This window comes from Azospirillum sp. UENF 112521, assembly GCF_058780665.1.
Genome location: NZ_JBSNCI010000002.1, coordinates 2,613,535 through 2,636,530, shown reverse-complemented (window position 1 = coordinate 2,636,530; position 22,996 = coordinate 2,613,535). Strand labels below are relative to the sequence as shown.

Annotated in this window: 16 protein-coding genes and 1 tRNA gene; 6 read left to right on the top strand and 11 right to left on the bottom strand. The window is 68.0% G+C overall.

Features of this window, described 5'->3' with window-relative positions; genetic code table 11:
* Positions 1–3 precede the first annotated feature (3 nt).
* Positions 4–1,212, top strand: a complete 1,209-nt coding sequence (locus ACWPN8_RS14840) for a glycosyltransferase family 9 protein (RefSeq protein ID WP_109096638.1) — start codon at positions 4–6, stop codon at positions 1,210–1,212.
* On the opposite strand, the gene ACWPN8_RS14835 is transcribed toward ACWPN8_RS14840, so the two are convergent.
* The 6 genes from ACWPN8_RS14835 to ACWPN8_RS14810 form a co-directional block, all read right to left on the bottom strand.
* Positions 1,181–1,711: an invasion associated locus B family protein gene (locus ACWPN8_RS14835; RefSeq protein ID WP_492241252.1), complete on the bottom strand. Its 531-nt coding sequence runs from the start codon at positions 1,709–1,711 to the stop codon at positions 1,181–1,183. The genes ACWPN8_RS14840 and ACWPN8_RS14835 overlap by 32 nt on opposite strands.
* The gene (locus ACWPN8_RS14830) at positions 1,708–5,526 is read right to left on the bottom strand and encodes an autotransporter domain-containing protein (protein ID WP_492241251.1); all 3,819 of its coding nucleotides are present in this window, start codon (positions 5,524–5,526) and stop codon (positions 1,708–1,710) included. The genes ACWPN8_RS14835 and ACWPN8_RS14830 overlap by 4 nt, the downstream gene beginning before the upstream one ends.
* A 1,490-nt stretch (positions 5,527–7,016) precedes the next feature.
* Positions 7,017–7,907, bottom strand: a complete 891-nt coding sequence (locus ACWPN8_RS14825; RefSeq protein WP_109448511.1) for a LysR family transcriptional regulator — start codon at positions 7,905–7,907, stop codon at positions 7,017–7,019.
* Positions 7,908–8,161: 254 nt separating this feature from the next.
* Positions 8,162–9,613, bottom strand: coding sequence for a DHA2 family efflux MFS transporter permease subunit (locus ACWPN8_RS14820; RefSeq protein WP_109448509.1), 1,452 nt, complete (start codon positions 9,611–9,613; stop codon positions 8,162–8,164).
* Positions 9,614–9,721: 108 nt separating this feature from the next.
* Positions 9,722–10,456, bottom strand: a complete 735-nt coding sequence (locus ACWPN8_RS14815; RefSeq protein WP_492241250.1) for an aspartate/glutamate racemase family protein — start codon at positions 10,454–10,456, stop codon at positions 9,722–9,724.
* Positions 10,457–10,509: 53 nt separating this feature from the next.
* Positions 10,510–11,301 (bottom strand): enoyl-CoA hydratase/isomerase family protein, encoded by a 792-nt coding sequence (locus tag ACWPN8_RS14810; protein WP_492241249.1) that lies wholly within the window; start codon positions 11,299–11,301, stop codon positions 10,510–10,512.
* Between the two features lie 201 nt (positions 11,302–11,502).
* On the opposite strand from ACWPN8_RS14810, the gene ACWPN8_RS14805 reads away from it, so the two are divergent.
* From ACWPN8_RS14805 to purH, 4 genes are all read left to right on the top strand, one after another.
* Positions 11,503–11,577: transfer RNA gene (locus tag ACWPN8_RS14805), tRNA-Gly, on the top strand.
* 147 nt (positions 11,578–11,724) lie between these two features.
* Positions 11,725–13,020, top strand: coding sequence for an RsmB/NOP family class I SAM-dependent RNA methyltransferase (locus tag ACWPN8_RS14800; RefSeq protein WP_492241248.1), 1,296 nt, complete (start codon positions 11,725–11,727; stop codon positions 13,018–13,020).
* Between the two features lie 165 nt (positions 13,021–13,185).
* A complete protein-coding gene (locus ACWPN8_RS14795) occupies positions 13,186–14,853 on the top strand; it encodes a heparinase II/III family protein (RefSeq protein WP_109448501.1) in 1,668 nt (555 codons plus the stop codon).
* 279 nt (positions 14,854–15,132) lie between these two features.
* Positions 15,133–16,737, top strand: coding sequence for a bifunctional phosphoribosylaminoimidazolecarboxamide formyltransferase/IMP cyclohydrolase (gene purH, locus ACWPN8_RS14790; RefSeq protein ID WP_492241247.1), 1,605 nt, complete (start codon positions 15,133–15,135; stop codon positions 16,735–16,737).
* Positions 16,738–16,781: 44 nt separating this feature from the next.
* Here the strand turns inward: purH and ACWPN8_RS14785 are convergent, their stop codons facing one another.
* The 5 genes from ACWPN8_RS14785 to ACWPN8_RS14765 form a co-directional block, all read right to left on the bottom strand.
* Positions 16,782–17,678, bottom strand: coding sequence for an RNA polymerase factor sigma-32 (locus ACWPN8_RS14785; protein WP_109048123.1), 897 nt, complete (start codon positions 17,676–17,678; stop codon positions 16,782–16,784).
* A 299-nt stretch (positions 17,679–17,977) separates the two neighbouring features.
* Positions 17,978–18,973, bottom strand: a complete 996-nt coding sequence (locus tag ACWPN8_RS14780; protein WP_492241246.1) for a hypothetical protein — start codon at positions 18,971–18,973, stop codon at positions 17,978–17,980.
* A gap of 186 nt (positions 18,974–19,159) precedes the next feature.
* The gene (locus ACWPN8_RS14775; protein ID WP_014248912.1) at positions 19,160–19,660 is read right to left on the bottom strand and encodes a CarD family transcriptional regulator; all 501 of its coding nucleotides are present in this window, start codon (positions 19,658–19,660) and stop codon (positions 19,160–19,162) included.
* Between the two features lie 367 nt (positions 19,661–20,027).
* Entirely contained in the window at positions 20,028–20,357 is a 330-nt protein-coding gene (fdxA, locus tag ACWPN8_RS14770) for a ferredoxin FdxA (protein WP_098738899.1), read from the bottom strand.
* Between the two features lie 140 nt (positions 20,358–20,497).
* On the bottom strand, positions 20,498–21,442 hold the full coding sequence (locus ACWPN8_RS14765) for a LysR family transcriptional regulator (RefSeq protein WP_492241245.1): 945 nt from the start codon (positions 21,440–21,442) through the stop codon (positions 20,498–20,500).
* 194 nt (positions 21,443–21,636) lie between these two features.
* Here ACWPN8_RS14765 and ACWPN8_RS14760 point away from each other — a divergent pair, with 194 nt between their 5' ends.
* Positions 21,637–22,854, top strand: coding sequence for a YbfB/YjiJ family MFS transporter (locus ACWPN8_RS14760; protein ID WP_492241244.1), 1,218 nt, complete (start codon positions 21,637–21,639; stop codon positions 22,852–22,854).
* The last annotated feature ends 142 nt before the right edge of the window (positions 22,855–22,996 follow it).

The following is a 22,996-nucleotide window of genomic DNA, read 5'->3' as shown; positions in this document are numbered from 1 at the left end:
GCCATGCCGTTCGCGCCATCCCACAGCGACCTGTGCGAAATCCACCGCCGCGAGGGCCGGCTGGACGAGGCTGCCGTCCACGGCCGCCGTGCCGTGGCACTCGATCCCGGCGACGCGGCGGGCTGGTACAATCTGGGCATCGCGCTCTATGACCGGCTGGAGATCGAGGCGTCGATCACCTGCGAGCGGCGGGCCGTCCGGCTTCGCCCGGATTGGCCGGAGCCGCATTTCGAACTGGCCGAGGGGCTCCTGCTCTCCGGACGGCTGGAGGAGGGCTGGCGCGAGTATGAATGGCGCTGGCGCCTTCCCGGCGTGCCGCCGCCGCTTCCACCCACGATCCAGAAGCGACACGGGCACGCCGGTGTGAAGCCCTGGGATGGGCATCCGATGCCCGGCGGCACCCTTCTGCTGGTCGCCGATCAGGGCTTCGGTGACAGCATACAGTTCGCGCGATACCTGCCGATGGCGGCGGCGCTCTGTTCGCGTCTGGCGGTCGCCTGCAGCCCGGACATGCTGCCGGTGATCCGCTCCCTTCCCGGCGGGCAGCGGGCCTTCAGCGCCTGGGAGGAGGCGCCGCCGTTCGACGCCTGGGCGGCGCTGTCCAGCCTGCCGGGGCTGTTCGGCACGGTGGTGGGGACGATCCCGGCCGCGGTTCCCTATCTGCGGGCCGAGCCGGCGCGGGTGGAGCGCTGGAAGTGGCGCCTGGACGGGTTGCTGCCCCGCGGCTACCGCCGCGTCGGGCTGGTCTGGGCCGGGCGACCGACCCACGGAAACGACCGCAGCCGCTCGATGCCGCTGGCGCGGCTGTCGCCGCTCCTGGCACTGGAAAGGACGGTTCTGGTGTCGCTCCAGAAGGGGCCGGCGCAGGCCGAGTCCGCGTGCATCTATGGCACGGCGCCGCTGGTCAATCTGGGACCGGAGCTGGAGAGCTTTGCAGACACCATGGCGGTGCTGGCGCAGCTCGACCATGTGGTCTGCGTGGATACGGCGGTTGCCCATCTTGCCGGGGCGATGGGACGTCCGACAGCGGTCCTGCTGCCGCACGCACCGGACTGGCGCTGGCTGCTGGGCCGTAGCGGCACGCCCTGGTACCCCACCGTCACCCTGCACCGGCAGCCGGCGCCCGGGTGCTGGGACGAGGCGGTCCACGGTGCCGTGGCTGCGGTGACCGGCAACCCGGTCAGGGCTTCAGGGCGGCCAGCCCGTCGGTAACCCCCTTGGTCGAGATCGGAAAAGCAACGTTCTGCGCGCCGCCATAGGGACGGACCGTGACCTGCGCCCCCTTGGACCGGCGCAGCGCGGTCAGGGCTGCCTCGTCCATCGGGGCGTTGGCGAGGCAGCCGTCCTGAAGGCACTGCTGGTAGGTGAGGGGCATGGGCTTGCCGTCGTCGATGGTCAGCGCCGCCCCGGCGCGCAGGTCGACGCCCAGCGGCAGGATCACGACCATCACGCCCTTGCCGTCCGGTGCGAAATAGCCGACCGACACCTTGAGGATGCGGGTCGCCTGCTTCAACTCCTTGTTCTCCACCACGCGGGTCTGCGACAGGAAGCAACGCGGTTTCCCGTCGGTGGGCGTCTCGCATTCGGTCTGCCAGTCGCCAAAGGTCCTGCCCGGCTCCACGGCGCCGGCGGGCGCCACGCCCGCGAGGAGCGGAAGCGCGCCCAGCATGCCCATGAAGACGATTCCGCGCACCGCCGTCAGGTCCTTCACAGCTTCCATTTCAGGCTGGCGGTGGCCGACAGGCTGTTCTCACGGGTGCGGATCGCATCCTGGACGTCGATGGTGGCGCTCATCCGGTCGGTCAGAACCACACCCAGCCCGGCGCCGACCACAAGGGCGTCGCGGCCCGGCTTGCTGGCGTCGGCGGTGAAGGCCGCACCGCCCAACCGGTTGGTGGTGGTCGCCGTCGCGTCCGCGAAGTCATGTTGCCACGCCAGGGCGGCGTTCGGCGACAGGCGCCAGCCGCCGACCGTGATGCCAGTGCCGGTACGCACGCCAACCGCGCTGCGCAGGCTGCTCCAGCCCGCCGCCTCGATGTCCAGCGCCACGCCGCCGCCCGATTCCCGGAACGCCTCGCGGGTGATGCGGTCGAACCGCAGGCCGGCCCGCGGCTCGATCCAGACGCTGTCCGAGCCGGCAAAACCCATGCGGTGTCCGGCGGCGATCTCGACGGAAAAATCATGGCCGTCCGCCGTTGCGCCGGCGCCCTGCGCCAGCCCGCCGAAGGCGATGGCACGAGACGCATCGTAGCGGGCGTAACCGTAGCCGATGGCACCCTCTACAAAGGGGCTGTCCGCCGAACCGCGCAGGTTCCAGGAGCCGTAGAGCGTCGCCTGATAGCTGTCCACATCGGCCTTGCCCAGCCCGTCGCGGGAGCTGACGCGGTTGCGCAGGTAGCCGAGCGCCACGCCGCCGGTCATCCCATTCTCGTAGCTGCGGTCCATGCCCAACAGGAAGCCGCCGATCCGCTCGGTGGTGCCGGCGGCGTTGCCGTCCGAACCGGTCCGGCCATAGGCTGCCAGCGGCTGTCCCCAGATGCCGCCGGAACCCTTTGTCCCGCCGGTCTCACCGACGGCGACCGTGCCGTTGCTGCCGCCGGCCAGCCGAACGCCCGACGACGACGCTTCGCCGCTGCGCAGCGCCGACAGACGGCTCTCCACCGCGCTGCCGAACAGGCGGCGGCTGGTTCGGTCGGCGGCCAACGTGTCTGCGTGCAGCTTGCCGGAGAGTTGGTCGAGCGCCCCGGCGATGCCGCTGCCCGACAGGCCGTAGAGGCCGCCGAACAGCGGGGCGGCGACACCATCCAGGGCGCCGTCCAACCGGGCCCCGGCGGCGGGGCGCAGCGCGTCGACCGCCGCACCGGCGGCCCGTTGGTTGGACGTGCCGCCGCGGACCGCGTAGCTGGCCGGGGTGACCACCAGCCGGACTGCGGTGGCGTCGTACAGCGTATCGAAGCGGGTTCCGGCCTCCAGCCCCGCCGCCGGCTGCGTCACAGCGGCGAAACTGCCGGACACGCCGCCATCCGCCTGGACGATGGTAAAGCTCTGCCCCAGCGTCGCGGTGTAGCTGTTGGTGGCGTCGCCGCTGATGTCGCGCAGCACGGGGGTCAGCGTGCCGGCCGCGATGAAGGACGCTCCCTGTACCCGGACTTGATCGTGCCGACCGGCGCCGAAGCCGGCGGTCGGGCCGTCGATTTCGGCGCGCAGCACGCTGGTGCCGGTCAGCGTCACGGCGGACTGGAAGGTCAGCACGCCGGGCGAGTTGCCTGGAGACAGGATGCCGGAAAGTGTCGCCGGGCCACGGACCGTGCCGCCGCCGCTGAAAGTCGAGCCGGCGCTGGTGGTGAGGGAGCCGGCGACCACGCCGTTGACGGAAACCACCCCGCCGTTCCCCACGGTGAGCGTGCCGGTGCTGCCGGTGGCGGCCACGGTGACGGTGCCTTCGCCGACCGTAACCGGAGCCATGACGGCACCGGCCAGGGTGGCGTTGCCGCCGGAGGTCACGGTGACCGCACCGTTGACCGCGCCGTAGGGGGCGACGGTCAGGGTTCCGCCCTCGACCGTCAGCGTGCCGCCGACGCCGCCACCCTCGGCCACGGTGACGGTGCCGTTGCGGGCGACCGTCACCGGCACCGCGACGATGCCGCCGACCGTGGCATTGCCGCCGCTGTTCACCGTCAGCGTGCCGCCGGCGACCACGCCGCTCTGCGCGACGGTCAGGGCCGCGCCGTTGGTGACGGACAGTCCGCCCGCGTTGGCGAGCTGTCCGGAGACGACCAAAGTGCCGGGACCGGACGCGGCCAGCGCGCCGGTGCCGCCGACGGCACCTGCGAGCGTGACGGTGCTGCCGTTGGGCGTGATGGTGCCGCCCTGATCGGTCACGATGACCGATTGGCCAACCGTCAGCGGCAAGGTCGGACGCAGCGTTCCGCCGTCGAAGGTGACCGTGCTGCCCTGGACCGCACTGTCGCTGTCGGTGAAGCTTGGGCGGCTGGTGTCGATCACGCCGGTCGGGGGCGGAGGTGGCGGCGGAGACGTCGGAGTGGGATCGGGCGTCGGTGTGGGTGTGGGCGTGGGTGTCGGAACCGGATCGGGGGTGGGCGACGGCGGAGGTGGTGGCGACGGCGGAGAGGGAGGCGGGGGAGGAGGCGGTGGCGGAGGGGGAGGCGGAGGGGGAGGCGGGGGAGGCGGCGGGGAGGTCACCTTGGTCAGGGTGAGCTTGATTTCCTTGTTCGCCGTGTCGAAGGTGGCCGTCGGGGTCAGCGTCGCGTCGCTGTTGGTGACGGAGGTGAAGGCACCGGACAGAGCACCCGTCGTGGTCAGGATGGTATAGGTCGTGCTGGCACCGTACCCGCTGCCGGCCGAAGTGACGGACAGCGCGCCGCCCATTGTGGCGGTGCCGGTGACGGCCAGCTTGCTGGCGGTGGACGAGGTCGTCCGGATCGCCAGCGTGCTGCCGCTGTCCTGCGTGTAGTTGCCGGTGACCGTCAGGGTGCCGGGCGTGCTGGAGCCGCCGGGCGACAGGGTGGTGCCGGACGGGGTGGTCAGATTCCCGACGACCGTTCCAGTGCCGGCGAGCGTCGTGCCGCTGCTGAGCTGCAGCCCGGTGGTGAGCGAGCCGTTGACGCGCAGCGTGCCGGCCTGGAGGTTCGTGGTGGTGGCCGAACTCGCGCCGCCAAGCGTCCACTCGGTTCCGCTCATGGTCAGGCTGGTCAGGCCGGACACCGATCCGCTCAGGCTGCCGCTGCCTTCCAGCCGCAGAACCTGGTTGGCGCCCCCGGCCTGGATGCCACCGACCACGACGCTGCCGTCCTTCAGGGTGATGAGGCTGCCGGCGCCGAACCCGTAGGTCTTGATCGCGCTGTAGCCGTTTCCGGCGGCAATCGTCCCATAATTGACGATGGTCGAGACACCGGTGACGGAGAGCGCGTCGGTGGTGCCGATGATCGTGCCATAGTTGGTGACGAAGGAGGGCGTGGTTAGCCCGGCGACCATGACCGCGGCATAATCCGTCTGCATGTAAGCCGTCGCCGACCGGACATTCTTGATCAGCGCCGCTCCGTCGGACGACGTCCCATTGGTGAGGTTGAGCGCGTGGGAGGATTCGATGCCGGCCCAGTTGCCGATGATTGTCCCGGTGTTCTCGACGACTGACCTCAGCGACCCCGACGAATTGGCGAACAGGATGCCATCGTAGGTCTTCTGAACGTCGATCAGTCCGGAATTGATGACGGTGCCGTAGGTCTGCCCGTAGATGCCGTCGGCCTGATAGAAGTTCGTGTCGACCGAAATCCTGATCGTGCCCTGGTTGGTCAGGGTCCAGCCACCGGCAGACTTGACCCACACGCCGGTGGTCTGATCGGTGTACACGTTGCCGGTACCGCTATCGACCACGCCGCCGGTGCTGGTGATGAGGATGTTGCTGCCGGTCGGCTCGAAAGTCTGATTCTGAACCGTGGACAGTGTTTCCGCCGATGCGGCGCTGCCGGCCAGCGAAACGCCGAGTGCGATGGGAGCCGCAACCATTGCCGGGAGGCGACCGCCCGACATCAGGCTTTGGCGGATCAACGCGAGAGTGGACGGGGACGGCGACGGCGGCATGGGTGTTTCACCTTGCAATCAGTGCGTGAGCGTTACGACCAATGGGCCACGCCACCCAATCATAGAGTGCATTCCGCTTTGTTGCTAAGACGAAACATGCAAAAAAATCAACGAAATGGTGCATTCTCTGTCGTTGAGCGAATGTCTCCTGCATTTAATTGCGGAAACTGCCTATTGTTTTACATGATTGAGAAAGAGAAAAATGATATATTTTGGAACTAAATGTAATTTTCGACAATCTATAAAGTTTACACCGCGGTATAATTAGGGAAATATTTTAATTCTCTCCTTTGGGATTTTAGTCGATTGCCCAGGAGACAGGCGAATGGAGTTGCGGTGCGGGTCTGAATATGAGGCAATGTTAGGATGGAAAAGCCGCCGCGCTACCGCTTAAACGATGCCAGCGAAGCTCGCCTCCTGGATGTTGCAAGCGCGGTAGATTGCTTACCTCTCGACCCTCGTCCAGGGTGACGACATCGGTCACCCCGGTCGGGCGCTCGCGCCAATTGGCCAACGTCGCCAGCGTTATGTCGCTCGTCGTGGGGCCGCCGCGGGGACATTCGAGGCGGGCTTGCTAACAGTTTGCGTTATTGCGCCTACATCCCCGATCACGCCGAAAGCCATCGCCAGCGCACCCTGAATGCGCCCTGTACCGCAGCTGTAGGGCGCTGCGGTGTGCGCTGCCGATGCGCGACTGGAGTGCGGTCGATTCGCTATGCCCCTGCGGCGGTTTCGCGGTGGCGGCGCGGCTGTGCCGCTGCAGAGACGCGGTGAAGATGCGGCGCGAGCGCTGCGGTTCCGCCGCTGCCGGCTGCTGAGGGCAAGCCTCCTGGCGCAGCGGGAGCCGCGACTCGCGCCGTGGGGCCGAGGGGATCGGCAGAACAGGTAGCCTCGGGCCGCTGCGCGGCGGTCGGAGGTTCAAGGAGGCCGTCAAGCGCCCGTCCTGTTGGCAATCGGCGTCATGATCAGCAGATGGACGAGCGCCCGCTCGTGCCGGGGCTGCCGGCAGCGTCGAGGAGGACCAGCCCGCCAAGCGAAGCAATCCTGAGACCCCGGTGAGACCCCAACCCTGTGCACATAAAAAAACCGCCGCTAACCCGATGGATTAGCGGCGAGTTGAACAGGGAGGCTTCACGTCTGGGAGACGCTGGGTCCGAGGACCCAACCCCGGAGGGGAGACCTCCGGGACGAAACATCAGATGCTGCGTCGCAACATCCAACGATCAAAATTTGACCATTCTGCTGCCAACTTTCCAGGCATAAATGTATAAATCTACCATGCAAGACACGCATGGCTTCAGATGTCCCTTAGAAAGCTAATAAAAATGCCGAAAACGACAGCGCCGCCCCGGTAAGTTGGAGCGGCGCTGTCGTTTTCGGCAATTCTCTTAACAGATCACTGAAAATGTTCGTGGTTAGAACGGAGTTTCTGCCACTTTTTTAACCAGGAAGTCACGGAAGACGGCAATGCGCTTGGAATGGCGCAATTCTTCGGCATAAACGAAGTAGGCGTCGACCTTCGGCCCGTCGACATCCGGCAGGATCCGAGTCACGTCCTTGGAGAAGCTGTCGACCAGGAAGTCGGGCAGCGCACCGATGCCGAGTCCGCTCTCCACCGCGCGGTAGATGGCGTAGACGCTGTTGACCTGCAGGATCGGTTTCCGGTTGGGCGACGGATCGCCCATCTCCATGATCCAGTTGACGTTGGGGATCGGTGCCCGCACGTCGGGCGGGTAGGTGATCAGGTCGTGGCTGTCCAGCTCCGCCAGCGTCTTGGGCGAGCCCTTCTTCTTCAGATAGCTTTGGCTGGCATAGAGGTGGAAGCGGATCGACATCAGATGCCGCTGGATCAGGTCCGGCTGGCGCGGCGTGTTCATGCGGATGGCGATGTCCGCCTCGCGCATCGCCAGATCCAACTCGTCGTCGTCGATCAGCAGCGTCAGCTGGATGTCAGGGTAGATCGACATGAACTCGTTGATGCGCGGCGTCAGCCATGTCGATCCGAAGGCGACGGTCGTCGTCACCCGCAGCGGGCCCTTCGGATGCTCCCGGCTTTCGGTCAGCATCGCCTCGGTCATCGACAGTTTGGCGAAGACGTCGCGGGCGGTGCGGTGAAGCAGCTCGCCCTGTTCGGTCAGGATCAGCCCGCGGGCGTGGCGGTGAAACAGCGGAACGCCCAGGCTTTCCTCAAGCGCGCTGATCTGGCGGCTGACCGCCGACTGGCTGAGGTTCAACGTCTCGCCGGCGTGCGTGAAGCTGCCGGCTTCGGCCACCGCGTGGAAGACCCGAAGCTTGTCCCAATCCATCATGCTGTCCCGCCCCGATGCGCAACCGCCCGGAGCCTCCCGTTATCTTGAGGGCGGCGCATGGCCGCCATGCATGTTTATAGCGGGAACGCGCCCGGAACGCACGCGCTACCAACCCTGACTCGCACGAAAATTAATCATGATCGCCGGAATTATTCTCATCCGAAGTGCCAGCGATTTCTCTATATCCGCAAAATGGATAGGGATGTTTGCGATGCTCGGAAACGGGTCGGTGGTCGTTCGCCCCCGTTTTGCTAATCCGCGGCGTCGGTCAGGGCGGCGGCCTTGACCGTCGCGCTGCGGGCATCGCCCGCCGGCTTATCCGGCCCGCGATGGCCGATATGTCCACTGATCTCGTCGCCGGCATCGGCGGGGAGGCGCCAGAAGGGCAGGCTGGAGGCACAGGCCATCAGCCCGACCGTCAGGAAGGCGGGAACGAAGGAGGCCGGGGTCAGCGCGCCGCTCCACTGCACGGTCAGGTGAAGCGCGGTGGCGCCGACGGCCACGCCCAGGCTCATCGACAACTGCTGCATCACGCTGGCCAGCGTGTTGGCGCGGCTGGTCATCGGCTGCGGCACCTCGGCATAGCTCAGCGTGTTCATGCCGGTGAATTGCAGCGAGCGGAAGAAGCCGCCCAGCAGCAGCGCGCCCAGGATCACCAGATGCGGCGTGTCGGGACGGAAGGCGCCGTAGCTGGCAAGGATCACGCCGCTGACGATGGAGTTCAGCGTCAGCACCGGTCGGAAGCCGAAGCGGCGCAGGATCGGGCCCGCCAGCGCCTTCATGGTCAGGGCGCCCGCCGCCCCGGCGAAGGTGAGGGCGCCCGACTCGAAGGCGGTCAGGCCGAAGCCGATCTGCAGCATCACCGGCATCAGGAAGGGCACCGCGCCGATGCCGATGCGGAACAGGGTGCCGCCCAGGACCGACGCCCGGTAGGTCTGCAACTTGAACAGCGACGGGTCCAGCACCGGCCGCGCCACCCGCCGGGCGTGGCGCAGGTAAGCGACGGTCGCCAGCAGCGCCACCGCCAGCAGGATCGCCACCGCGTAGGCCGGCAGCAGGTCGCGCCCGACATTCTCAAAACCGAACATGAAGGCGGCCAGCGCGATGGAGCTCCACAGGAAGCCGCGGGCGTCGAAGGGATCGCGCTGCTCCTCCTTCAGGTTGGGGATCAGCGCCAGCACCAGGGCGATGCCCACCAGCCCGATCGGCACGTTGATGAAGAAGATCCAGCGCCAGGAGGCGTAGGTGGTGATCGCCCCTCCGACCAGCGGCCCCAGCGCCGGCCCGATCAGCGCCGGCAGGGTCATCCGTGCCATCGCCGTCACCAGCTGGTCCTTGGGCACGGTGCGCAGCAGGATCAGCCGGCCGACCGGCACCATCATCGCCCCGCCCATGCCCTGGAGAATGCGGGCGGCCACCAGCTCCGCCAGCCCGTTGGACAGGCCGCAGGCGATGGAGCCCGCCATGAAGACGCCGATGGCGCTGGCGAAGACGGTGCGGGCGCCGTACCGGTCGGCGGCCCAGCCGCTGACCGGCAGGAACACCGCCAGCGCCAGCATGTAGGAGGTCATCGCCAGGCTGAGCCGCAGCGGATCCTCGCCCATCGACTGCGCGATCCCCGGCAGGGCGGTGGCGATCACCGTCGAGTCGAGGTTCTCCATGAACAGGGCGCAGGCGATGATCAGAGGGGTGACGCGCGACATGACGGACCGTCAGGCAGGGAGCGGAACCCTACGAATGTGAGGCGTCACGCCGCATTGACCATCGTCCATGCGAAAGCCCTGCCATGCGTAAGCGTGGTCCAAGGCGGCTCACCCGCCTGCGGAGACGAAGTCCACCGCCGCCTGGGTGTGCAGCCGCGTGGTGTCGAACACCGGGAAGCCCGGCAGGTCGGGCTGGTCGATCAGCAGGAAGATCTCGGTGCAGCCCAGGATCACGCCCCCGGCACCGCGGCGGCGCAGATCCTCGACGATGCGCAGGTACTCGGCCTTGGAGTCGGGGCGCAGGTCGCGCCGCACCAGCTCATCGAAGATGATGCGGTCGACGGTGGCCTGATCGGCCTCGTCGGGCACCAGAAGCTCGATGCCGAAACGGTCGCGGAACCGCTCCGCCAGCAGGTCGGACCGCATGGTCGCCGCGGTGCCGAGCAGGCCGACCCGCTGTAGCCCGGCCTTCGCGATCGCCTCGCCCGTCGGGTCGGCGATGTGGATGAAGGGGATGCTGCGGCCGGCCATGATCGGCTCGACCACCCGGTGCATGGTATTGGACACGCAGATGACCAGATCGGCGCCGGCCCGCTCCAGCGCATCGACCTTGCCGGAAAGATAGCGTTCGGCGCCGTTCCAGTCGCCGGTGCGGACGAAATGCTCGATGTTGCCGAAATTCACGCTGACGATGACGATCTCGCCGTTGTCCCAGCCGCCCAGCCGGGCATTCAGGCCGTCGTTGAGAAGACGGTAATATTCGCCGGTGGCCTGATTGCTCATGCCGCCGAGCACGCCGATGGTCTTCTGCGGCAGGGGGCGAACGGTTGGATGGATCGTCATCGCGGTAAGTCTCCTCATGGGCTCGTCCTGATCAGGCCGCCAGCCTTATCACGTCAACGCCCGGCGAACACCGGCTTCCTCTTTTCCAGGAACGCGCGGTAGCCCTCGCGGAAATCTTCGGTGCCGAAACAGCGGTAGCATTCGGCGACCTCCGCCTCGGTCAGCGGTGCCGGATCCGACAGGCGGCGGACATAGCGCTTGTGCAGGGTCGCAGCCAGCGGCGCGCCGGCGGCAATGCGCTGGATCGTGGCGGCGATCTCCGCCTCGAAGCCTTCATCCGGGGCGATGCGGTGGACGAGCTTCTTGTCCTTGGCCTCCGCCGCACCGAAGACGCGGCCCTCCAGCAGGATCTCCAGCGCCGCCGGACCGCCGGCGACGTCGGCCACCAGCTTCAACTCCGTCGGTCCCATGGAGATGCCGAGCCGGCTGACCGGCACGCCGAAGCGGCTGCTCTCCGAACAGACCCGGAGGTCGCAGGCCAGCGCCACCGCCAGACCGATGCCGCAGCAAGGGCCGTCGATGGCGGCCAGAACCGGCTGGCGCAGGGCCCGCAGCCCATCCAGCCCCTCGTCCATCAGGTCGCCGTAGCTCGCCCCCTGTTCCGGGCTGTTGCGCTCGCTCTCGAATTCCGAGATGTCGGCGCCGGGGGAGAAGGTGCGGGCGCCGTTGGAGCCGGGACAGCCGCGCATGACGACGACGCGGGTTTCCTCATCGGCTTCCAGCGCCCCCAGATGGCCGATCAGGGCGTGCCACATCGGCTTGTCGAAGGCGTTCAGCTTGTCCGGGTTGGACAGGGTCAGGGTCGCGACCGCTCCATCGCGGGTCAGGGTGATGGTGCCGGCCATGCCGCAATCTCCATCCGTTGCCGTATGGCGGCGTACCATAACGCCCTGCTGCCGGGACGCAAGCTGCCCGGTGCCGCGGTGCGGAAAGGGAGGGCAGCAAGGGTGGAAGGAGAGGTCGCGAAAAAAGTGAGGGGAGGGTGAATTTTCCTCTTGCGGCGGAGGCCGTGTTTCCGTAGAAAGCGGCTCCCGGACGACGGGAGCGCGGGCGTAGCTCAGGGGTAGAGCACAACCTTGCCAAGGTTGGGGTCGAGGGTTCGAATCCCTTCGCCCGCTCCAGTTCTCCGGTGAAAGCGAAGATCAAAGGGCCGGGCGGCAACGCACCGGCCCTTCGCTTTTCCGGCCGCCGCGGCCCGGCAACGGGCTTTTGAAATCGCTGGGCATCCCGTATCGACACTGGCCGTCCGGCGCGCTAGATCCATACACATGACCGACACTTCCCTCGCCGCCCGCGGCGTTGCGCTCGACTTGCTGCGCGACGTGCTGCGCAAGTCCGTCCCCTTCGACGACGCGTTCGACGCGCATCCCGAACTGGCGGCATTGCAGCCGCGCGACCGCGGCTTCGTCCGCCTGCTGGTCGCCACCGTCCTGCGCCGGCTGGGCCAGATCGACGAGATGATCCAGGCCAGCCTCGCCAAGCCGGGCCTGCCCAAGGCGGCCATCCACGACATGCTGCGGCTGGGCACGGCGCAGCTGGTATTCCTGAACACCCCCGCCCACGCCGCCGTCGACACCGCGGTGGAACTGGCGGCAGCGCGCAACGCCGCTCCCTACAAGGGGCTGATCAACGCCGTGCTGCGCCGCATCGGGCGCGAAGGGGCGGAGATGGCGGCGCGGCAGGATGCCGGGCGGCTGAACACGCCGGACTGGCTGTGGCTGTCTTGGCGCTCCGCCTACGGCACCGCCCGCACCCGCGGCATCGTCGAGGCGCACCTGCACGAGGCGCCGCTCGACATCACCGTCAAGTCCGATCCGGAGGGCTGGGCGGAACGGTTGGGCGCCACCCTGCTGCCGACCGGATCGCTGCGCCGTCCGACCGGCGGGTCGGTGACCGAGCTTCCGGGCTTCGAGGACGGGGAATGGTGGGTCCAGGATCTCGCTGCCTCGCTGCCGGCCAAGCTGTTCGGCGATCTGTCGGGCAAACGGGTGTTCGACCTGTGTGCCGCCCCCGGCGGCAAGACGGCGCAGCTGGTGGTGCGGGGCGCTCGGGTCACCGCCATCGACCGCTCGGCACGCCGGCTGGAGCGGGTGACGGAGAACCTGAAGCGCCTGCGCCTTGAGGCCGATGTGCTGGCCGCCGACGCCACCAGCTGGGAGCCGGAGGAGCCGGCCGACGCCGTGCTGCTCGACGCGCCCTGCTCGGCTACGGGGGCGATCCGGCGCCATCCCGATATCCTGCGGGTCAAGACGCCGGACGACATCGCCAAGCTGGCCCGTGCCCAGTCGCGGCTGCTCGCCCGCTCTGTCGGGCTGGTGAAGCCCGGCGGCACGCTGATCTACTGCACCTGCTCGATCCAGCCGGAGGAAGGGGAGGCGCAGGTCGCCCGCCTGCTGGAACAGGACAAGCGGGTGGAGCGTTGGCCTGTGACCGCCGACGAGCTTGGCGGCCTGTCGGAGCTGATCAACGAGGCGGGGGAGGTCCGCAGCCTGCCGGGCATGCTGGCCGATCTCGGCGGGATCGACGGCTTCTTCGTGGCACGCCTGCGTCGGCGCCCGGACTGAAGCCTTTTGCGGTCCGCACCGCGGGATAAATCCCAGCCCCGTCTTGCGGTGCGGGCGGCGAATTGATACGACACGAGCCATGCTTCCGTCCGCGTTCTCCCGCACCGCATCATCACCCTCCGCCGGCTGCCGACGCCGCTTGCGGTCCTGAAGGAGTCGGCGCAGATGGGCGACGGGAACGGACGGTTTCGCAGCGGCATGGCGCGCCTTGCCTATGGGAACCCCCTCTACGCCCTGATGCTGGGCGGCAAGGCGCCGGGCGCGCTGGCGGTGATCCCGCCCGATCCCTGGCCGGGCGATACCGACACCGGCAACGCCATGCTGGCCGGCCGGATGAGCTTTGCCGGCCAGCCGGTCATGGTCGACCCCAACGGCGTGCCCAACTGGCGGCCCCAGGGCGTCAGCCCAGGCTGGCTGCGCGCCGCACACGGCTTCGAATGGCTGCGCGACTTGCGCGCGGTCGGCGGCGACACCGCGCGGCGCCGCGCGCGGGTGCTGGTGTGGTCCTGGCTGGACCAGAACGGTGGCTGGCATTCACAGAGCTGGGCGCCCGACGTGCTGGGCATGCGGCTGTCCAGTTGGATCGGCCTGCATGATTTCTACTGCGCGTCCGCCGACGACGAGTTCCGCGCCCGGGTGTTCGAGAGCATGGCCCGCCAGCTCCGCCACCTCCTGCGGGTGGCGCCGGCCAAGCTGGACGGCGAGCGGCTGATCGGCGCGATCAAGGGCTTGCTCTATGGCGGCTATTGCCTGCCCGACCAGGACAAGGCGGCGCGGGAGGCGTTGCGCCTGCTCGACAAGGAGCTGCCCCGTCAAATCCTGCCCGACGGCGGTCATGTGGAGCGCAACCCGTCGATCCAGATGCGGGTGCTGCGCGACCTGATCGACATGCGCGCGGTCCTGCGTGTCGCGAAGGAGGAGGTGCCAGAAACCCTCCAGCACGCCATAGACCGCATGACGCCGGCCCTGCGCTTCTTCCGCCATGTCGATGGCGGACTCGCCCTGTTCAATGGCGGGCGGGAGGAAGAGCCGGCGCTGATCGATACGGTGCTGGCCCAGGCCGATGCCCGTGGCCGTCCGCTGAAAAGCGCGCCGCACACCGGCTTCGAGCGCCTGCTTGCCGGGCGCACGCTGGTTCTGCTCGACACCGGCGCGCCGCCGCCGGTCGGGCTCGACCGCACCGCCCATGCCGGCACCCTGTCGATGGAGGTTTCCGTCAACAAGGAGCGGCTGATCGTCAATTGCGGCAGCCACCCGTCGCAGCGCGGCCCTTGGCGCGCGGCGCTGGCCGGCACCTCCGCCCACTCGACCATGGTGGTCGCCGACACCAACTCGTCGGAGGTGCTGGAGAAGGGCGGGCTCGGCCGTAGGCCGACGCATGTCAGCTGCGAACGCCAGGAATCGGACGGGGCCATGCTGGTGGTGGCCACCCACAACGGCTACAGCAAGGGCTTCGGCCTTCTGCACCGCCGCCGCGTCTATCTGGCCGACAATGGCGAGGATCTGCGCGGCGAGGACACGCTGGAGCCGGTGATCGGCGCCACCCCGCAGCCGCAGCCCTACGCCATCCGCTTCCACCTGCACCCCAATGTCCAAGTCGTTCCCGTCCAGGCACAGGGCAATGGCGGCAACGATCAGGTGCTGTTGCGCCTTCCCAGCGGCAATGCTTGGCGCATGCGGGTGACCGGCGCCGTGCTGGAGGTGGCGGAGAGCGTCTATCTCGGTAGCGGGGAGGAGCCCCGCCGCACCCGGCAGATCATGATGCAGGGACAATGCGGACCCGAAGGGCTGACGGTGAAATGGGCCTTGCGCCGCGAGCGCAAGGCGGCGTAAATCGCGCCCATCCGCGGTGGCCGGGCCTATTCCCTTCGGGAGAGGCGTGGAAACACGGATGAACACGGGATTTTGGGGCACGGACGACCACGGGACTCTTCACGCCGTGCTTATCCATGTCCGTCCGGGCCGGCAATGTGCAGACGGACGGGCGGACGCGGCTAAGCACAGCTGAGCGGCATCTCCGTGGTCGTCCGTGCTTTTCTTCTTCCGTGCTTGTCCGGGTCTCCCCGGTTGCCTGCGGCCTTATGCAATTCCCGCAGCGATCAGGATGACGCCATGAGCCCGCCCAAAGCCAACCACGCCCCCGCTCCCGACAAGGTCCGCATCGCCCGCGCCCTGATTTCCGTGTCCGACAAGGCCGGTCTGGTGGAGTTGGGCAAGGCGCTCGCCGCCCGCGGCGTCGAGATCCTGTCGACCGGCGGTTCGGCCCAGCGTCTGGCCGAGGCCGGTGTGCCGGTCAAGGAGGTCTCAGACCACACCGGCTTCCCGGAGATCATGGACGGTCGCGTCAAGACCCTGCACCCGCGCGTCCATGGCGGCATCCTGGCCCGCCGCGACATCCACGCCGACGCGATGGCGCAGCACGACATCCCCGGCATCGATCTGGTGGTGGTCAACCTCTACCCGTTCGAGGCGACGGTCGCCAAGGGTGCGGCTTACGACGACTGCGTCGAGAACATCGACATCGGCGGGCCGGCGATGATCCGCGCCGCCGCCAAGAACCATGATTTCGTCGCCATCGTCACCGAGCCGTCGGACTACGAGGCGGTGATGGACGAGCTGGCGACCCATGACGGCTGCGTCACGCTGGCCCTGCGCCGCAAGCTGGCCCAGCGCGCCTATGCCCGCACCGCCGCCTACGATGCCGCCATCTCCACCTGGCTGGCCGGCCAGCTGGGCGAGACCTTCCCGCCGCGCACCACCCTGTCGGGTTCGCTGGCACAGACACTGCGCTACGGCGAGAACCCGCACCAGCAGGCGGCCTTCTACGTCACCGGCGAGAAGCGTCCGGGCGTTGCCACCGCCGTGCAGCTGCAGGGCAAGGAGCTGTCCTACAACAACCTGAACGACACCGACGCCGCTTTCGAGCTGGTGGCGGAGTTCGAGCAGCCGGCCGTCGCCATTATCAAGCACGCCAACCCCTGCGGCGTGGCGCAAGGGTCGAACCTGCTGGAGGCCTACAAGTCGGCTCTGCTGTGCGATCCGGTCAGCGCCTTCGGCGGCATCATCGCCGTCAACCGCAGCCTGGATGCCGAGACGGCCGAGGAGATCTCCAAGCTGTTTGCCGAGGTGGTGATCGCCCCGGACGCCGACGAGGCCGCCCGCGCGCTGCTCGCCACCAAGAAGAACCTGCGCGTGCTGCTGACCAAGGACGTGCCGAACCCGGCCGAGCCCGGCATGATGATCAAGCAGCTGTCGGGCGGCTTCCTGTTGCAGAACCGCGACAGCGGCCGCGTCGACCCGGCCGAGCTGAAGGTCGTCACCAAGCGCGCGCCGACCGAACAGGAACTGGCCGACCTGCTGTTCGCCTTCCGCGTCGCCAAGCACGTCAAGTCGAACGCCATCGTCTACGCCAAGAACGGCGCCACTGTGGGCGTCGGCGCCGGCCAGATGAGCCGCGTCGACTCGGCCCGCATCGCCGCCATCAAGTCGGGTGAAGCCGCCAAGGCCGCCGGCCTGTCGGAGCCGCTGACCAAGGGCTCGGTGGTTGCATCGGACGCCTTCTTCCCCTTCGCCGACGGCCTGCTGGCCGCCGCGGAAGCGGGGGTGACGGCGGTAATCCAGCCGGGCGGTTCGATCCGCGACAACGACGTGATCGCCGCCGCGGACGAGAAGGGTCTGGCGATGGTGCTGACCGGAATGCGGCACTTCCGGCATTGATGCTGTAAAAAGCGCCCTCTTTCTTCCAGGGAGAGGGCGCTCTCTCACGCCTCCGCCAGCAGGTCGTCGGAATCCTCGACCCGCTTCAGCATCGATTGCCGCAGTTTCAGCAGCGCCCGGTGCTCCAGCTGGCGCACGCGCTCCTTGCTGACACCCAGTTCACGGCCGAGTTCCTCCAGCGTTGCGCCTTCCTCGCGCAGGCGGCGTTCGCGGATGATGGTGCGTTCGCGCGGGCTCAGTTCGCCCAGCGCCTCCGCCAGCCACTGCGAGCGCGTGCTGGCGTCGCGCATGCCGATCACCACATCCTCGGGCGAGGGGCGCTGGTCGGCCAGGAAATCCTGCCAGTCGTCGTCGGAGCCATCGGCCACCGGCGTGTTCAACGACTGGTCGGAACCGGACAGGCGCATCTCCATCGCCTCGACCTCCGACACCTCGACCTTCAGTTCGCCGGCGATCCACTCGCGGCCTTCCCTGGTCAGGGGGGCGCCGCTGCCGTTCTGGGTGGCGCTGTCGATCTTGGCGCGCAGCCGGCGCAGGTTGAAGAACAGGGATTTCTGCGCGGCGGTGGTGCCGGTCCGCACGATCGACCAGTTGCGCAGGATATAGTCCTGCATGGCCGAACGGATCCACCAGGCGGCGTAGGTGGAGAAACGCACCTCGCGGTCGGGTTCGAAGCGGCTGGCCGCCTGCATCAGTCCGACATTGCCCTCCTGGACGAGGTCGCCCATCGGCAGGCCGTAATTGCGGAACCGCGATGCGGTGGCCACCACCAGACGGGTGTATGCCCGGACCAGCTGATGCAGGGCTCGCTCGTCGTTGCCCTCCCGCCATTTTCGGGCGAGGTCGAATTCATGGTCGCGCGACAGCAACGGTTCGCGCATGGATGCCTTGATGAAGCTCAGGTTTGCACGCTGAGTCTCCGGATCGTCGATGTATGCCATCCGTCCCTTCCTTCCCGTCTGGGCGGCATCGTGTTCCTTCGCATATCCCCGTACTATCGGGTCTTCGCCGCTTTGCCGCCTGCCGCCGGTCGATGCCGTCGGGTTAAGACAACAAGCATGAGCGCGCCCTGTTGCGGAATCATACGCAGGTGTAGGGGGGGCGGATCACTAGGGAAAAAAGGAATTTCACCGGCGACCCGTTCGTGGGCGGCCGGCGAGGGACGGACAACGAAGACTCTTCACTGTTATTGCGCGAAGTTACGGTCGGACGGAGCGATCCGGCAGAACCTGAGGTTGGGTCACGCCTGGAAAAGGTCCAGCATCTCACCGAAAGAATCGAAGCAGGCGCAGACGAGGTAGCCACCGCGGCCGCAGCCGCCGTCGAGCGTCACCGTCGCCGGTCCGACACCGACGCCGGGGCTTTCCGGCATCCAGTTGGGGTCGTAGCCGCGCACCAGACGGCTGAAACCGCCATAGGACTGCTCCAGCCGGGCGAAGCCGGCGCTGCCCCACCAGAAGGCATCGCCCTGGCCGGTCAGCGGGCGGCGGGGATCGATGCCGGAATTGACCAGCAGCAGGCTTCCGCCGCCGCGGCTGCTGCCGGTCCAGCCTTCGCCGTCCCCAGCGTCTTCCGGGAGCCCGTCGGAGGAGCCGTCATCCGTCACCCCGCCCTGCGAGACCGGGCCGCCGGTGTAGGCGGCGCGGCGCAGCGCGTTGAACAGCTGCTCATGACCGGGCCTCGCGGCCACCGCCTGCCGGAGTTCACGCGTCCAGCGGCCCAGCATCACCGCCCCGCCGCGTGCCGCCGCCCTGCCGGCATCGAGATGACCGCCATAGGCCGCCAGCGTCGGCGCAACGCCCTGGCGCAGCATCCAGTCCAGCACGGTGCGCGGATCGGGGGCGAAATGGAGTTGCAGCAACTTCTGCCACATCTCCTCCTGCTGGCCGCGCAGGTAGACGATGTCGGACGCGATCATGCCCGGCATCGCCAGCAGGGCGATGCGGAAGGCCAGCAGCCGGTCGATGGTTTCCACCACCTGCTCGCCGACGCCGATCATGTTGCCGAGATAGACCAACCGGTCGCCGGGGCGGAAGCGCTGCCCGACGGCCTGATGGATCGGGTCCAGCCGGTCCGGCTGTGCATGGATGGCGCCGATGGCCCAGATCCGGCGCGGCCGGCCGAGCGACGCGAACCGGCTGTCGTCCTCAAGGGCACCGACAAGGGCGCCGGCACCGGGGCCGGCAGGTCGGTTGGTCCGGCGGTTGGGAAGACCAAGGCGCGGCGGCAGACCCAAACTCGATTCCCTTCGGCGTCGTTCGCGAAGTCGTTCCGACGCTGTCCGCCGGAAGGCGGCCGGAGTTTAGGCGTGTCATGCCGTGGAAACAAAGGCGAAAAACGAGACGGGCGCGCGGCGTGACGTAGCAGCCGCGCGCCCGTTCGTGTCACGGACGTCTAAGAGCCCGGAAACCGGGACCTGAAATCAGGCGGCCTTGGACAGCACCGATTCCAGACGCTCGGTCGCCTTGGTCTCGTCGATCTTCTCGACGGCGGCCAGCTCGCGGGCCAGACGCTCCAGGGCGGCCTGATAAATCTGGCGCTCGCTATAGGACTGGTCGGACTGGTCGGCGCCGCGGTACAGGTCGCGCACCACCTCGGCGATAGACACCGGATCGCCGGAGTTGATCTTGGCTTCATACTCCTGGGCGCGGCGGCTCCACATGGTGCGGCGGACGCGCGAACGGCCCTGCAGAGTCTCCAGCGCGACCTTGATCCGGTCCTTGGAGGACAGGCGGCGCAGGCCGGCGTTGCGGGCTTTGGTAACCGGAACCTTGAGCGTCATGCGCTCTTTCTCGAACGTGATCGCGTAGAGTTGAACCTCGAGTCCGGCAATGCTGTGGGTCTCGATCCCTTCGACCCGACCGACGCCATGAGCCGGATAAACGACGAAGTCACCGGCTTCGAAGTCAAGCTTGTTCGACATGTGGATTGGCTCTCACTTCTCGCGATCACGCCATTTTGCCGCCCCGGTGGAAGGGACGAAAAAGGACCCCGGACGATTATGGCGCCGTGGGGATGGGACCCATCCACGACGATCACAAAAGCCACAGGTCCTGGAACGATGGGAAAACCGGCAATGGCGCGAAGGCCGGCTCCGGGCGCGCATTATAGCGATGTTACGCCCGAGTTACAAAGGGAACGCGCAATCTACCGGGCGGAAATCGTCCATCGCCCGGCCATGGCCGCCCCGTCGATTTTGCATAGCAACATCGATTGGTGCAATCGGTTGATGTGGCCCGACTCGAAAAATCCTACTCGGATCGGGGGCCGGGCCGCATCGTCATTCGGTCTCAGCCCGCCTTGGGGGAGAAATACTTCTCGAACTTGCCGTCCACACCCTTGAACTCGTCGGCGTCGGCCGGCGCGTCCTTCTTGCGGGTGATGTTCGGCCACTGGCCGGAATAGTCGCGGTTCATCTCCAGCCACTTGGTCGCGCGGTCGTCGGTGTCGGGGACGATCGCCTCGGCCGGGCATTCCGGCTCGCACACGCCGCAGTCGATGCACTCGTCCGGGTGGATGACCAGCATGTTCTCACCCTCGTAGAAGCAATCCACGGGGCAGACTTCGACGCAGTCGGTGTACTTGCACTTGATGCAGCCGTCGGTAACGACGTAGGGCATGATCTCTTCTCCGCTGTTCCGGCCCGCAGTGCCAGCCGCGCGTCCGTGGTCCCGCTATCGCCCTTGGGGGCCGATCGGAGCCGTTTCCCAGGAATAGGGCACGCGCATGGCACAGGGCCGGATGGCCAACCCGCGCCTGCCTAGCACGCCGCCGATGAGCCGTTCAACCCTGCGCGTGATGTGGGCGACCCTGTCGCACCCTGCATTGCGCCATTCGCAGCGATGGCCGGGCCGGAGGTTTGCGAAAACGCCTCCATGAAGGCGCGCAGGCTGGCGGTTTCGATGGCGTCGGCACGCCGCACGAACTGGGTCGGCATGCGGGCGAACGCATCCGGCAGCGGCCGGGCCGCCAGCAGCTCGTGCCAAGGGTCGCGCTCGACCACCGACCGGGGCATCACAGTCACCCCCATCCCGGCGCCGACGCAGCCGAGGATGGCGTCCAGCGTGCCAAACTCCATGACCCGAAAGGGCACGCGCCCGGCCTCGCGCATCGCCATCTCCGCCCGGCCGCGATAGGCGCAGGCGCGGCCGAAGGCGATCAGGGTGCGGTGCGCGGAGTCGGTGGTCAGTCCGGCGGCCGGCTCGGCCAGCACCAGCTCCTCGTCGGAGATGCGCCGGGCGATCAGGTCGGGATGGGCCACCTCGCCGCCGACGAAGGCACCGTCCAGACGGCCGGCCAGCACCTCCGCCAGCAGAGTCTCGGTCGGGCCGGGCGTGATGGTCAGCTCCACGTCGGGATGGTCGCGATGGAAGCGGGACAGGATCGGCGGCAGCCGTACCGCGGCGGTCGATTCCATGCTGCCCACCGCCAGCCGGCCGCCGCGCCCTGCCGCTTCCGCCACCGCGTCGCGGGCCTGGGCGACCAGCCGCAGCACCCGGTCGGCATAGCCGCTGAGCACCCGGCCGGCCGGTGTCGGCTCCATACCGCGGCTGAGGCGAAGGAACAGGTCGACGCCCAAATCCTCCTCAAGCCGCTTGATCCGTGCGGTGACGTTGGACTGCACGCAGTTCAGCGCCTCCGCCGCCCGGCTGACGCTCCCGGTGTCGGCGACCGCCTTCACCACCCGCAAACCGGCCAGATCCATCGCGAGGCCTCCTTCCACTTCCCGTGCATGGCACCCATCACTGAAAGTGGAGCTTATCATCAGAACAATTCATTGGAAATGAGGGTAGGGCCGCGGCCATGATGGACGCCAAATCAATCGGCCCACCGGACGTTCGTTGCATCGAACGGTATCCGGTCAAAGGCGCCGGCCGAAAAAACGAGAGGGCGTGGATCATGGTGCGGGTGCTGGTTGGCGGCCTGATCGGGCTTGCCATCGCAATGGGTGTCGCGCGTTTCGCCTTCACCCCGATCCTGCCGGCGATGCAGGAGGCCACCGGGCTGCGGGCCGACGGGGCGGGGCTGCTCGCTTCTCTGAACTATCTGGGCTATTTCATCGGTGCGCTGGGCGCCGGGCTGGTGCCGCACGGCGCCACGCGGACGGCGATGTACCGGCTGTCGCTGCTGGTCAGCGTCGCCACCACCGCGGCGATGGGGCTGGATTTGGGCGATGCCGGGCAGGCGATGCCGGTCTGGCTGGTCCTGCGCTTCCTGTCGGGGGTGTCGAGCGCCGGCATCTTCATCCTGGGCATCGCCATGGTGCTGGACACGCTGACGCGGCGGGGCGGCGAACGCTTCGCCGGCTGGCTCTACACCGGGGTGGGGCTGGGCATTGCATCGTCGGGATTGTTCGTCGCGCTGTTCGGCGACCGGCTGGGCTGGGCCGGCGACTGGCTGGCCCTGGGGGCGATCTGCGCGGTGCTGGGGCTGATGCCCGGCCTCTGGGTGCGCGACCCGCCGCCGCAACCGCAACCCGCCACGGCCGGGGCGGCGGGAGATGCCGGTACGGCACGGCGGGGAGGGCTGTCGGCGCCGCTCCTGCTGCTGACACTCGCCTATTTCCTGGAAGGCGGCGGCTACATCGTGTCGGCCACCTTCCTGGTGTCGATCCTGAAGACCGATCCCGGCACCGCCGCGGTCGGAGAGGCCGCCTGGATGGTGGCCGGGTTGGGGGCGATGGGCGCCGGGGTGTTCTGGGCCGCGGTCGCCCGCCGGTCGAACAGCTGGTGGTCGCTGATCCTGGCTCACCTGACCCAGGCCGTCACCATCCTTCTGCCGATGACCGGCTCGCCGACGGTGGCGGTCATTTCGGCGCTGCTGTTCGGCGGTACCTTCGTCGGCATCGTCTCCCAGGCTTTCGCGCTGGGACGGCAGCTGTCGGCCGGTGCCTCGGCCCGGGTGGTCGGGGCGTTGACCGCCGCCTATGGGCTGGGGCAGATCATCGGGCCGCTGCCGGCCGGGCTGGTGGTGACCCGCACCGGCAGCTTCAATGCCGTGCTGCTGGGGGCCGCCGCCGTGGTACTGCTGGGGGCGCTGCTGCTGGCGCTGGGCATGGTGATCGCCGGACGGCAGTCGTCGGCTGGGCCGGCATTCACCTTTCCCAAAGCGTCATGAGGACCGGAGCGTCATGAAGGGAAAAGCTTCGTAAGTATTCAAAAGGTCTGCCTGCGACAATCGGCGCCGGATTTGCTGCGATGCCGTTGTTCTCCCCGATCGTTTGCTTTGGCTACAGTCTGGTCCACAACAACCAGATCCC